Here is a 13,220-nt window from a genome sequence, read left to right as displayed (position 1 = left end):
GTGAGTATAAGAGAAAGCGATCTGAAGCAGGGCGTTCCTTCATGTGCAGATGCCAGTCTCAGCAACTATCTTTGGAAAGATCATCCGGATGAGAGCAAATGGGCAGACTGCGTGCACTGCGGAATGTGTCTTGAATCGTGTCCTACTTATGAAATTACCGGCCAGGAACAGCATTCGCCGCGGGGCAGGGTGCATCTTATAAAATCAGTGGCAGACGGCAAGCTTGAAGTCAATGAACAGTTTATGGATCCGGTATTTGCGTGTCTTGACTGCCGGGCATGCACGACTGCCTGTCCTGCTGACGTGGATGTCGGAGGTCTCATTGAAGAAGCAAGAGGGCAGATTCGCCAGGCAATGCCGCTTACAGGTGCGAAAGGAGCTGTAAGCCATTTCTTTCTGAAAGGCCTGTTCCCTCACCAAAACAGGCTTCATGCTGTCGGCAGCCTTCTGAAGTTTTACCAGAAAAGCGGCTTGCAGAAAGCGGTACGCAAGACAGGCATGCTGAACGTCATGCCAAAACATCTTGCCGAAATGGAAGCCATCATGCCCGAGATCAAACAGCCGGTACGGTCGAAATATAAAAAGCAGCCGGTTGTACAAGCTGAAGGAACCCCAAAAGCTGATGTCGCTTTTCTGACAGGCTGTGTCATGGACGTGATGTTTGGGGACATCAATCAATCAACGGTCAATGTTTTAACCCGAAACGGAAACAATGTATCGATTCCTCAGAAGCAAACGTGCTGCGGAGCTCTTCATGTGCATGCGGGCGACAGGGACACGGGCAGAAAGCTTGCCAAACAGAACATTGAAGCGTTTAAAGATGCCGACACTGTTGTCGTGAATGCCGCAGGCTGCGGATGTATGCTGAAGGAATACGGCGAGCTTTTCAGGGAAGTAGACACAGAATGGCATGAAAAAGCAGAAGCTTTTGCAGAGAAAGTTGTGGATGTTTCTAAATACTTGCATGATTCGGGATATGAAAAGCCGAAAGCAGAATTGAACACGAGAATTACGTATCACGATGCATGCCACCTGGCACACGGGCAAGGGGTGCGAGAAGAGCCGCGAGACTTGCTTTTAAACATCCCTGGAGTAGAGATGGTGCACATGCCGAATGCCGACAGATGCTGCGGAAGTGCCGGAATCTACAATATTACAAACCCTGAAATGGCAGGTGCGGTCCTTGAGAGCAAGATGGAGAATGTACCTGAAGATGTTGAAATGATCTCCATGGGCAACCCGGGCTGCATGCTGCAAATGGCAATGGGCGTTCAGAAATACGGAAGAAGCCAAAAGGTCGTACACACCGTGCAGCTTCTTGACTGGGCGTATCAAAAAGAAAAACTTGAGGGGGAGTAAGCAATGGCCGCCAAAAAAATCCGGACAAAGGACAAACACATTGTCAGCCTTGCTGCTATTGTCGGAGGCCCCGGCAATATTCTTTATCAGAAGGAAGATTTGATCGCCTATGACTGCGACGGGTTTACAATTCATAAGCATTTGCCGAAAGCGGTTGTCTTCCCAAAAAATACGGAGGAAGTTGCGGCTGTTGTCAAATACTGCTCCATGAACAAGCTTCCGTTTTTAGCAAGAGGCGCGGGCACGGGTCTCAGCGGAGGCGCCATCCCGATTAACGGAGAAGTGATTATCAGCCTTGTGAAAATGAAAAAGCTGATCAGCGTTGATCTTGAAAACAGAAGAGCAGTCGTTGAACCGGGCTTTGTAAATCTCAAACTGACAAACTCAATTGCAGATAGGGGCTACTATTATGCTCCGGACCCGTCCAGCCAGTATTGCTGCACAATAGGCGGCAATGTAGCGGAAAATGCCGGAGGTGCCCACTGTCTGAAGTACGGGGTAACAACGAATCACATCCTCGGCCTCCAAGTGGTCCTTCCGAACGGTGACATTACGGAGATTGGGAGCAGCGGGATACCGGATACGCCTGGCTATGACCTGCTTGGTTTGCTGACAGGCTCAGAAGGAACGCTTGGAATTGTGACAAAAATAACTGTACGAATCCTGAAAAATCCAGAAGCCAAACAAACGGTTCTTGCCTATTTCGACCGGGTGGAAGACGGCAGCGCTGCCGTTTCAGACATCATTTCCGCAGGCATCGTGCCGGCAGCGCTTGAAATGATGGACAAAACAGCAATCGAAGGGGTAGAGGCGGCTGCGTTTCCAGTCGGCCACCCGAAAGATATTGAAACAGTCCTTTTAATAGAAGTAGACGGAATTTCAGCCGGGATTGAAGATCAGATTGCCCAGATACTCGCCGTTTGCTCAAAATGGAACGTTCGTGAGGTGAAGGCCGCACAGAGCGAAGCCGAGCGCGCACGCTGGTGGGCAAACCGGAAGACAGGATTTGGGGCAATGGGGGCGATCTCACCGGATTATCTTGTTCAAGATGGCGTTATCCCGAGAAGCAAATTACCTGAAGTTCTTGAAAAGATTAATGAAATTAGCCTGGAATCCGGCCTGCGGATCGCCAACATCTTTCATGCCGGTGACGGAAACCTTCATCCGCTCGTTTTGTTTGATTCAAGAATTCCGGGGCAGACAGAGCTTGCACTTGAAGCCGGCAGCGCCTGTCTTCAGGTTTGTGCAGATGCAGGGGGGACCATCACCGGAGAGCATGGCGTCGGCATTGAAAAGCGGGAGGAAATGAGATTTGTTTTTACAGATGAAGAAATTTCTGCCCAGACAGACATCAGGTCCGTCTTTAATCCTGAGAATCTGTTAAATGCAGGAAAGCTTTTTCCGAGCCCGGGAAGGTGTGCTGAAGTGAAAAAAGAGATGAAAGAAATGAAAACAGCAGGAGTTTAATAGAACGGCAAATGATTATTTAACAGAATGTTCTAACTTCTATTGAAAGCGCTGTCCCTGTCATGCTATGCTTTTTTTAGCATAATAGAAAACATCGTTGCGCAATACGAAACAATGAACCGGATATCAAAGGAGGAGAAATCATGGAAGGGTACGTTCAAAAGGGGAATTTAAAAGTCGCTGAGGTGCTGTATGAATTCATTCAAAAAGAAGCACTTCCTCAGACAGGAGTGGAAGAAGAGGCGTTTTGGAAAGGCTTTGAAGAGATCATCGATGAGCTGACTCCGAAAAACCGCGAGCTTCTTAACGTCCGTGATGAGATTCAGCACAAAATCAATGCCTGGCACAGAGAGAACGGCAAAGAAGCGGACTTTGAGACATATAAAGCGTTTTTGCATGAGATCGGCTATCTGGAACCTGAAGCACCTGATTTTAAGATTGCTACTGAAAATGTAGATGATGAAATTGCTTCACAGGCCGGGCCGCAGCTGGTCGTTCCTGTGAATAACGCAAGGTATGCCATTAATGCAGCCAATGCCCGCTGGGGAAGCCTGTATGATGCTCTTTATGGAACAGATGCCATCAGTGAAGAAGGAGGCGCACATAAAGAAGGAACCTATAATCCCGTACGCGGCGAAAAAGTAATTGCGTTCGGCCGGAATTTTCTTGATGAAACTGTTCCTCTTGCAGAAGGCTCCCATAAAGACGCAGCGGAATATGCCATCTCAGACGGCAAACTGCTCGTCACATTAAGCGATGGATCAAAAACATCGCTTGCTGATTCTGAAAAACTTGCAGGCTACCAGGGGGATGCCGTCTCACCGTCTGCTGTTCTCTTAAAAAATAACGGTCTTCATTTTGAAATCCAGATTGACAGAAGCCATTCTATCGGTAAAACGGATATGGCCGGCGTGAAGGACATTCTTCTTGAGGCTGCTCTCACAACGATTATGGACTGCGAGGATTCCGTTACGGCAGTTGACGCAGAAGACAAAGTCCTTGTTTACCGCAACTGGCACGGACTGATGACCGGCAATCTTTCTGCCAGCTTTAAAAAGGGCAGCAAAACGATGACGCGCACCCTGAATCCTGACCGCACGTATTCATCCGCAAGCGGGGAAGAATTCACTTTGCCCGGGAGATCACTCATGTTTGTCCGAAACGTCGGACACCTCATGACGAATAATGCAATCTTTGACGGAAGAGGGAATGAAATTCAGGAAGGCATTCTTGACTGCGTGATGACGGGTCTGCTTGCAAAGCATTCGCTTTTAGGAACCGGAACCTACCAAAACTCCTCAAAAGGGTCTGTTTATATCGTAAAGCCGAAAATGCACGGGTCAAAAGAAGCGGCGTTCGCAAACGAGCTGTTTAACCGTACGGAAGATCTTCTTGGACTGGAGCGCCATACGCTTAAAATCGGCGTAATGGACGAAGAAAGACGCACCTCGCTTAACCTTAAAGCTGCCATCCGCGAGGTGAAAGACCGGATTGCCTTTATTAATACTGGATTCCTTGACCGTACCGGCGACGAGATTCATACATCAATGGAAGCTGGCCCGATGATTCCTAAAAACGAAATGAAGTCTTCCGTCTGGCTGACCGGCTATGAAAAGTCGAATGTCTTCACAGGCCTTGAGAGCGGTTTTCAGGGCAGGGCACAAATCGGGAAAGGCATGTGGGCAATGCCTGATTTGATGAAAGATATGCTGGACCAGAAAATCGGGCATTTGAAAGCAGGAGCGAATACAGCATGGGTTCCTTCACCGACTGCCGCCACTCTGCACGCCCTTCATTACCATCAGGTAAATGTAACCGACGTGCAAAATCAGCTGAAGGCAGAAGCAAAGGATCTGCGTGATGATATTCTGAGAGTTCCTGTTGCAGAACAGGCTGATTGGAGCAAAGAGCAGATCCAGCAGGAGCTCGACAATAATGCACAGGGAATCCTGGGCTATGTTGTGCGCTGGGTAGAGCAGGGAGTGGGATGTTCAAAAGTGCCTGATTACTACAATGTTGGATTAATGGAAGACCGGGCAACATTGCGGATTTCAAGCCAGCATCTTGCCAACTGGCTGCACCACGGAATTTGCTCAAAAGAGCAGGTGCAGGAAACGCTTGAACGCATGGCAAAAGTCGTTGACAAACAAAACGCAGGCGATCCGCTTTATATGCCGATGGCTCCAGATTACCGGAACTCTGTTGCCTTCCAGGCCGCTTGTGACCTGGTGTTTGAAGGATATGACCAGCCGAACGGCTATACAGAACCGATTCTTCACCGCCGCCGCCTCGAGGCAAAAGAGAAATTTGCTGTTAAAAACTAATCATTGAAGCGGGGCAGTATTTGCCCCGCTTCTCTCACAGAAAGGAGCATCACCATGAAATTTGTTCGTTATACGGCTGATTCTGCTGTTTGCCAAGGAGTTTTGCTTGATTCAGAGATAAAAGAAATAAGCGGGAACATATTTTCAGACTGGGAGTATACTGGGCGTGTTTTGAATGTATCAGAAGTACAGCTGCTTGCACCGCTTCGGCCAAATCAAATCATCGGCATCGGTGCAAACTTTGTCGCGGGTAAGCAGGATTTGCCTGAAGTCCTTCCTGACATCCCCGTTTTCTTTTTCAAGCCGGTTTCATCTGTCATCGGTCCTGATGAAAAAATTGTGATTCCGGCCGGTGCGGAGGAAGTAAAGTTTGAATCTGAACTTGCCGTTGTTATTGGAAAAGAAGCAAAGAACCTGTCAGAAGATGAGGTATTCGACTATGTTTTCGGCTATACAGTCGGTAATGATGTGACAGCGCCTGCTTTTTTTCACGGTGACGGACACTGGACGATTGGGAAATCGTTTGATACTTTTACACCTCTTGGCCCTGTCATTGAAACGGAGCTGGATCCGTTTGCAATAAATGTACAAGCCAGATTGAACGGGGAATTGAAGCAGGACAGCCCGCTGGATTTAATGATCATTCCCATCAGAAAAATGATTTCGTACCTCTCAAATGTTATGACGCTTAATGAGGGGGATGTGATTTTAACCGGCAGTCCGGTTGGGGCAGAATTTGTAAAAGCGGGATCCGTCATTGAGTGCAGCATAGAGGGTATCGGCACACTGAGAAATTCATTCTCTGAAGCCCGCGAGAGTGTAAAAAGCTAAAATTTCCTGTCATCGCAACGAAAACAAGCATCCGGGGTGAACAGTATGGAAAGGGAAAACATGGTGAAGTCAGTCGGCAGGGCACTGGACGTTATTGCGCTTATCAGCATGAAAAAAAGCGGTCTTGGCGTAACGGAAATCGCCGGGCAGATGGATATTAACAAGAGCTCTGTCTACCGGATTCTTGCGACCTTAGTGCAATACGGATATGCCGAACAGAACGAGGAGACCGGCAAGTACAGGCTTGGCTATAAATTTCTTGAAATCAGCACAAAGCTGCTTGATTCCATTGATTTAAGAGCAGAAGCGAAAACTCACCTCATGAAGCTCGAGCAGGAAACAAACGAGGTGATCCACCTTGTCGTATATGATCAGGGTGAAGTGGTCTATATTGAAAAGCTTGACGGCAGTGAAACGCTGAGAATGCACTCTAAGGTCGGCAAGCGTGCACCTATGCACTGCACGTCTGTCGGAAAAGCCATTCTTGCCCATCTTCCTGCAGAAACGATCCAGGATATCCTTGACCGGAAAGGCCTGCCTGTTCATACGCCGAATACAATCATTAACAGGGATGATTTTCTTCAGGAGCTTTCCAGAGTGAAGAAAAAAGGAATCGCTCTTGATTTGGAAGAAAATGAATCCGGCATTACCTGTATTGCAGCTCCTATTTTTGACCATTCAGGTCAGGTCATCGCTGCTTTCAGCATTTCCGGACCAACGATAAGAATGTCTCAGGACAGGCTGAAAGGGCTTGAGCCAAGAATAATTGAGACAGGAAAACTGATTTCTGCCAGATTGGGTTTTGAGAAGTAAGCATGTGATTGCCCGTTTTTTTACTATAGCGAAAACGGGCCCTTTTTTTGCCCGAAAATAGTTATGTTAATTTTCTAAATATTATTGTAATTAAGCGTCCAGTTTGTATAATAGATGTGAGGCGACGTGTGTTATACAACAATTTTAATTATTGTTATATAACATGTTGCTTCCTCGCAAACGGAGTGAAATTGTGTTGCGCAATACGAAACAAAAAAGGGGGAATGTCAGTGAGCACCGGTATGTTGGGACTTTTATCACTTTTGCCGATTTTAGTAGTAGGAATTTTTCTTGTAGGATTAAGATGGCCGGCCAGCAAAGCGATGCCAATTTCGTACATAACCGCAATTGCACTTGCATTGTTCGTATGGAAGGTTCCCGGTGCAACAGTTGCAGCGGCATCTGTCAATGGACTGGTTGTAGCAGGGACACTTCTTTACATCATTTTCGGTGCCATTCTGCTTTTAAACACACTTCAGGAAAGCGGCGGAATAAAAACGATTCGGCAGGGGTTCACAGATATTTCGACTGACAGACGGATCCAGGTGATCATCATAGCATGGCTGTTTGGATCGTTTATCGAGGGAGCATCCGGATTCGGCACGCCTGCAGCAGTTGCAGTGCCGCTTATGGTCGGCCTCGGTTTTCCTGCAATGGCAGCGGTTATTGCCGGAATGGTGATCCAAAGTACACCGGTTTCATTCGGTGCAGTCGGCACGCCAATGCTTGTAGGTGTACAAACAGGGCTTTCAGCAGACACATCCATAACAGGAGACTTTCTCGCTCTTGTTACCGCGATTGGAGGTCAGGTTGCCATTCTTCACATGATAGCAGGTACGCTGATTCCGCTGTTTGTCGTTGCACTTATGACAAGATATTTTGGAAAGAACAAATCATTTGCGGAAGGGTTAAAGGTCTGGAAATTTGCCCTTTTCTCTGCGTTTGCCATGACGATTCCATATGTCATTACCGCCAATACTCTCGGTCCTGAGTTTCCTTCCATGATCGGAGGTCTGACTGGTCTTGCCATCGTGGTCTTTGCAGCGAAAAAAGGGTTTCTCATGCCTCCAAAAGAAGAAGCATGGGATTTTGAGGCGAAATCAAAGTGGGATCCTGAGTGGAGCGGATCACTTGAGATCAAGGATATTTCACACAAAAGCGGAAGCATGAGCATGATGATGGCCTGGGCTCCATATGTTCTAGTAGGTCTTTTTCTGGTCATCTCAAGATTAAAAACGCTCCCTGTCATGGGGTGGCTGCAGTCATGGGTCGTTTCGTTTCCCAACATGTTCGGCTCTGAAGTCAGCGCGAGCTTTCAGCCGCTTTATCTTCCGGGCACAATCTTTATCCTTGTATCTCTCATCACGTACTTTTTGCACGGCATGAATGGAAGCGCATACAAAAACGCGTGGTCACAATCAGCCAAAACGACTCTCGCCGCATCTACTGCGCTTATATTCACTGTGCCGATGGTGCAGGTATTTATCAATTCAGGCGGCGGGGCTGCAGGATTTGATAAAATGCCGATTGAACTTGCAAATGGGGCAGCTGCCATTGCAGGGGAATTCTGGCCGTTCTTTGCTACTTTTATCGGAGGAATCGGGGCGTTCATCGCGGGAAGCAACACAGTCAGCAACATGATGTTCAGTCTTTTCCAATATGATGTAGGTTCGAAAATCGGCGTGGATCCTACTTGGATCGTGGCGCTTCAGGCAGTCGGAGGAGCAGCTGGAAACATGATCTGCGTACATAACGTTGTAGCAGCATCTGCCGTCGTCGGCTTGTTTGGAAAAGAAGGTCTTGTCATCAGAAAAACAATCTTCCCGTTTACGTATTACGCGCTTTTATCAGGGGCGGTTGGGTATTCAATCGTCTGGTATTCGCAAAAAGGCATCTTTAATTTAGGGTCCTATGTGGCCGTCGCCATTGCGATGGCAGCGATTTACATCGTGGCAACAGGGCAAAAGCGCGCTGCGGAGCTATCAGACAGCAAAACGATGAAATTATAAACAATCAGAAAGCTGCCGTATAATCAGGCAGCTTTCGCTTTTCCTTCGTTAAGCCCTCGACGATCATGTATACTAAAAGTAAGAAAATTCTTGCAAAAGAGGTGGGGAACCAGTGAAAGTATCATTGTTTATCACGTGCCTTGCAGATGTCTTTTTTTCAAATGTAGGAAAAAACACGGTCGAACTTCTTGAAAAGCAAGGGTGCGAAGTTGATTTTCCGGCTGCACAAACGTGCTGCGGACAGCCTGCTTATAACAGCGGCTATCATAAAGAAACACGGGAAGTCGCCAAGCATATAATCTCGGTATTTAAAGAATCTGATTATGTTGTCGGTCCATCAGGCTCATGTGTGGCCATGCTGCATGAGTATGAGGAGCTTTTTAAGGAGGATCCTCTATGGAGAGACCGTGCCCGCCAATTATCAAAGAAATCCTATGAACTGACTCAGTTTTTAGTAGAGGTTTTGAAAATAGAAGATGTAAATGCTAGTTTCCCTGCAAATGCGACGTATCACAAATCCTGCCACATGACCCGCCTGCTTGGCGTGATAGACGCACCGGACAAGCTGCTGCAGCATGTAGACGGCCTTGAAGTGACGCCTCTTCCAAACAGTCAGGACTGCTGCGGATTCGGAGGCACATTTTCTGTGAAAATGGTTCCGATTTCAGAACAGATGGTGGATGAGAAAGTCACTCATATTCAGGAAACCGGCGCTGATGTTCTGATTGGAGCCGATTGCGGATGTCTGATGAACATCGGCGGAAGAATCAACCGGAAAGGCATTCCAATTAAAGTTATGCACATAGCCGAAGTGCTGAACAGCGGGGTGAAGTGAGATGCCGATGAAAATAGGCAATGACTCCTTTTTCAACCGGGTTGAAAGCGGAGTCAGCAATCCGTTTATGAGAAAAGCAGTCGCTTCTGCCCAGGAGAGGATGCAGGGGCGAAGACTGCAGGCAACAGAAGAGCTCGGCAACTGGGAAGAATGGCGAAAACTTGGGGAAGAGATCCGCACGCACACGCTTCAAAACCTTGACTATTATTTAGAGCAATTGAGCGAGAATGTATCAATAAGGGGCGGACACGTATTTTTTGCTTCTACGAAAGAAGAAGCAAACGAATATATCACTAAAATAGCACGTGAAAAAAAGGCAAAAAAGATCGTGAAATCAAAATCGATGGTGACAGAGGAAATCCATCTGAATGAAGCGCTTGAAAAAGCAGGGTGCGAAGTGATTGAAACCGACCTCGGAGAATACATCCTCCAGCTCGATGATCATGATCCGCCTTCACATATTGTTGTGCCTGCCCTGCACAAAAACAAGGAGCAAATCCGTGACACGTTTAAAGAAAAACGGGGGTACGACAAAACTGAGCTGCCTGAAGAGCTTGCCCTGTTTGCAAGAGAACAGCTGCGGAAGGATTTCCTGAGCGCAGATCTTGGAATTACAGGATGCAACTTCGCCGTGGCGGAATCAGGCTCGATCTGTCTTGTCACGAACGAAGGAAATGCAGGCCTTGTCACGGCACTGCCGAAAACGCAGATTACAGTCATGGGAATGGAGCGCATTGTCCCGACTTTTGAGGAGCTGGATGTGCTTGTGAGTCTCCTTTGCCGCAGTGCGGTCGGTCAAAAACTGACAAGCTATATAACGAATTTGACAGGGCCAAGAGATGACGGTGATGCAGACGGACCTGAGGAGTTTCACCTGGTGATTGTCGACAACGGGAGATCTGGTATTCTCGGCACCGAGTTTCAAAGTGCGCTTCACTGCATAAGATGCGCGGCATGTGTCAATGTCTGCCCAGTTTATCGCCATATCGGAGGGCATTCCTATGGATCGATTTATGCAGGCCCGATTGGAGCTGTTCTGTCGCCGCTGCTCGGGGGATATGAGGACTTTAAGGAGCTTCCTTATGCTTCCTCGCTTTGTGCAGCCTGCACGGATGCCTGTCCTGTGAAAATACCGCTTCATGAGCTTTTAATCAAACATAGAAGAAAAATGGTAGAAGAAGAAGGCAGATCAGCCTTTGGCGAAAAGCTTGCGATGAAAGGCTATCAGCTTGCCGCAAGCTCTCCGGGCATCTACAGCGCGGGGACGAAATCAGCCTCCGCTGTTATGTCTCCATTTACGAGCTCAGGCATGGTCAAAAAAGGCCCGGGTCCAATCAAGCCGTGGACGGATGTGAGAGATTTCCCGGCACCAAGCAAAGAAAGATTCAGAGACTGGATGAAAAAGAGGGAGGGAAAACGGGATGAAAGCAGGGACCATTAGAAACCGGGACTCTTTTCTTGAAAATGTTGCAGCAAAGCTAGGCAGGAGCAGAAGATCGTCCGGAGTTGCCAAACCGGACTGGCAGACGAATCCTCAATGGGATGTATATAGAAACACCTCCCAAAAAGAGCTTGCCGGCGTTCTGAAAAAACAATGTCTGCTTATTCATACGCAGTATATTGAAACAGACAAAGAAGGTCTTTTTGAAAAAGTGCAGCATGTGATAAATGACTACGGCGCAAAGTCAGCAGTCATTCCCAAGGATCCTCGCTTTGAAGCATTAGGCGAGAACTATATGGCTTTGTGGAAGGAGAAGGGGACCTCCGTTCATGAATGGAACCATGAACTTGCTGAGGAAAATATCACCGCGTGCGAACGCGCTGACATCGGAATTGCTTTTAGCGATCTTACGCTTGCTGAATCAGGAACGGTTGTCCAGTTCAGCAGCAGGGATAAAGGCAGATCGATCCACCTTCTGCCAAAGACCTATTTATGCATTGTGCCCCTGAGCACTCTTGTACCAAGGCTGACTCAAGCGGCAGAATGTATCCGTTCCATGCTGAAAAAAGGAGAGCACCTTGCATCATGTGCGGACTTTATAACGGGTCCGAGCAACAGTGCAGATATTGAACTGAATTTGATCGTTGGTGTGCACGGACCAATTAAAGCATCGTACATTGTCGTAAAAGATATGTAAACGAACCCCCGTCTGCATGGGCAGGCGGGGGTTCTTGTATTTATACGGATGATTAAACTTTTCTGCCGTCTCCAAGTCTGAATAACGTTTCAGAATCAGGAAGTGTTTTCGTCACATTTCTTGTATCAAAGATCAGTGCCGCATGCTGAGCGAGCAGATCAAGCGGAATTTGTGTATGATCCGTTAAGATGACAACAATATCGTACTCTTTTAAACTGTTCTCTGATACTTCCGCACTCTTAAATTCTTTTCCGTGAATGGAGATGACCGGAATAAAAGGATCATGGTAGGATACATCGGTACCGGATTCGGCAAATTTTTCAAAAACTTCAACAGCTGTAGAGTCTCTGATATCAGCCACATCTTTTTTATACGTAACCCCGTAAAGAAGAATTTTCGGATGCTGTTTTCCCTTAAGCAGCTTTTTCGTGCGTTCTGCCACATAGGTGACCATTTGATCATTCACTTGATCGGACAATGAAATGAATTCGCTGCTTTTTTGCGACTGCTGAAGCTTCCACTGCAGATAAAGCGGATCAACCGGAATACAGTGCCCTCCAATTCCCGGTCCCGGATAAAATGGGGTATACCCGTATGGCTTAGTCGAAGCAGCATCAATCACTTCCCAGATGCTGATGCCAAGATCGTCACATAAAACCGCCATTTCATTCATAAATGAGATATTAATGAAGCGAAACGTATTTTCAAGAAGCTTTGTCAATTCTGCTGCTTCTGCCGATGAAACAAGAACCACCTGATCGTACACTTGCGAATAAAGGTCAAAGGCCGCTTTTTGGCATGCCGGTGTTGTGCCGCCCACCACTTTTGGAATCTGCGTCACTGCATACTGTTTATTTCCCGGGTCGATCCGTTCCGGCGAATTGGCCACAAAGAAATCTTTGCCTGCTTTCATGCCGTCCCGCTCAAGCATCGGCAAAAGCACATCTTTTGTCGTTCCCGGGAATGTCGAGCTTTCTAAAATAACGAGCTGCCCTCTTTGAAGCCGTTTGCTGATCTCCAAACCGGCGCTCTCAACATATTTCAAGTCGGGGTTTTTATCTTTCAATGGTGTCGGAACACATACAATAATCGATTCCACACTCTTCATGATGTCAAAATCACTGGTCGGAATAAAATTCTTTTGTTCGACTGCATCTTTCAGGCGCTCATGACTGACATCGTCAATGTAGCTGACTTTATTCGTTAATGAGGCAATTTTTCTTCCGTCCACATCGATCCCGTATACTTGAAATCCTTTTTCCGCCAATGTAACAGATAGGGGCAGGCCAACGAAACCTAAACCTATGACTGCAAGTTTACCTTTGTATTTATCTGCCACTTTCAAATCTCCTCGCATTATCTTGGTAGTTTAGTCTCGTTATGGTATGCACAATCTTTTTATCCGCCATAGACAGTCAACCAGATGCAAAAAAAGGGCACTGTC

Annotated in this window: 10 protein-coding genes; 9 read left to right on the top strand and 1 reads right to left on the bottom strand. The window is 47.2% G+C overall.

The annotated features are described in order from the left end of the window. The 9 genes from ACTSEZ_RS06095 (at position 1) to ACTSEZ_RS06055 (ending at position 11,776) form a co-directional block, all read left to right on the top strand. On the top strand, positions 1–1,359 hold the full coding sequence (locus ACTSEZ_RS06095; protein ID WP_369733289.1) for a (Fe-S)-binding protein: 1,359 nt from the start codon (positions 1–3) through the stop codon (positions 1,357–1,359). 3 nt (positions 1,360–1,362) lie between these two features. Beyond that, positions 1,363–2,826 (top strand): FAD-binding oxidoreductase, encoded by a 1,464-nt coding sequence (locus ACTSEZ_RS06090; RefSeq protein WP_369733288.1) that lies wholly within the window; start codon positions 1,363–1,365, stop codon positions 2,824–2,826. Positions 2,827–2,969: 143 nt separating this feature from the next. Then, a complete protein-coding gene (locus tag ACTSEZ_RS06085) occupies positions 2,970–5,150 on the top strand; it encodes a malate synthase G (RefSeq protein WP_369733287.1) in 2,181 nt (726 codons plus the stop codon). Positions 5,151–5,204: 54 nt separating this feature from the next. Further along, complete coding sequence (locus ACTSEZ_RS06080; protein ID WP_369733286.1) at positions 5,205–5,981, top strand: fumarylacetoacetate hydrolase family protein; 777 nt, start codon at positions 5,205–5,207, stop codon at positions 5,979–5,981. A 45-nt stretch (positions 5,982–6,026) separates the two neighbouring features. After that, positions 6,027–6,794: an IclR family transcriptional regulator gene (locus tag ACTSEZ_RS06075; protein ID WP_369733285.1), complete on the top strand. Its 768-nt coding sequence runs from the start codon at positions 6,027–6,029 to the stop codon at positions 6,792–6,794. A 230-nt stretch (positions 6,795–7,024) separates the two neighbouring features. After that, positions 7,025–8,803 carry an L-lactate permease gene (locus ACTSEZ_RS06070; RefSeq protein WP_369733284.1) on the top strand — a complete coding sequence of 593 codons (1,779 nt, stop codon included), beginning with the start codon at positions 7,025–7,027 and terminating at the stop codon, positions 8,801–8,803. Positions 8,804–8,915: 112 nt separating this feature from the next. After that, positions 8,916–9,638: a (Fe-S)-binding protein gene (locus ACTSEZ_RS06065; RefSeq protein ID WP_369733283.1), complete on the top strand. Its 723-nt coding sequence runs from the start codon at positions 8,916–8,918 to the stop codon at positions 9,636–9,638. Between the two features lies 1 nt (position 9,639). After that, positions 9,640–11,079, top strand: coding sequence for a LutB/LldF family L-lactate oxidation iron-sulfur protein (locus ACTSEZ_RS06060; RefSeq protein ID WP_369733282.1), 1,440 nt, complete (start codon positions 9,640–9,642; stop codon positions 11,077–11,079). Continuing rightward, complete coding sequence (locus tag ACTSEZ_RS06055) at positions 11,060–11,776, top strand: LutC/YkgG family protein (RefSeq protein ID WP_369733281.1); 717 nt, start codon at positions 11,060–11,062, stop codon at positions 11,774–11,776. The genes ACTSEZ_RS06060 and ACTSEZ_RS06055 overlap by 20 nt, the downstream gene beginning before the upstream one ends. 52 nt (positions 11,777–11,828) lie before the next feature. On the opposite strand, the gene ACTSEZ_RS06050 is transcribed toward ACTSEZ_RS06055, so the two are convergent. Further along, entirely contained in the window at positions 11,829–13,115 is a 1,287-nt protein-coding gene (locus ACTSEZ_RS06050; RefSeq protein ID WP_369733280.1) for a nucleotide sugar dehydrogenase, read from the bottom strand. Positions 13,116–13,220 lie beyond the last annotated feature (105 nt).

Origin of the sequence: Metabacillus mesotrionivorans (genome assembly GCF_052171315.1) — a bacterium.
Classification (GTDB): domain Bacteria; phylum Bacillota; class Bacilli; order Bacillales; family Bacillaceae; genus Bacillus_P.
Note: the sequence above shows the minus strand (reverse complement) of the source record. Positions and strands in the feature narration are given on the sequence as shown.

Coding starts and splice junctions, on each gene's coding strand:
- ACTSEZ_RS06075 (WP_369733285.1), top strand. CDS start 6,027: ATGGAAAGGGAAAACATGGTGAAGTCAGTCGGCAGGGCACTGGACGTT.
- ACTSEZ_RS06080 (WP_369733286.1), top strand. CDS start 5,205: ATGAAATTTGTTCGTTATACGGCTGATTCTGCTGTTTGCCAAGGAGTT.
- ACTSEZ_RS06055 (WP_369733281.1), top strand. CDS start 11,060: ATGAAAGCAGGGACCATTAGAAACCGGGACTCTTTTCTTGAAAATGTT.
- ACTSEZ_RS06090 (WP_369733288.1), top strand. CDS start 1,363: ATGGCCGCCAAAAAAATCCGGACAAAGGACAAACACATTGTCAGCCTT.
- ACTSEZ_RS06085 (WP_369733287.1), top strand. CDS start 2,970: ATGGAAGGGTACGTTCAAAAGGGGAATTTAAAAGTCGCTGAGGTGCTG.
- ACTSEZ_RS06060 (WP_369733282.1), top strand. CDS start 9,640: ATGCCGATGAAAATAGGCAATGACTCCTTTTTCAACCGGGTTGAAAGC.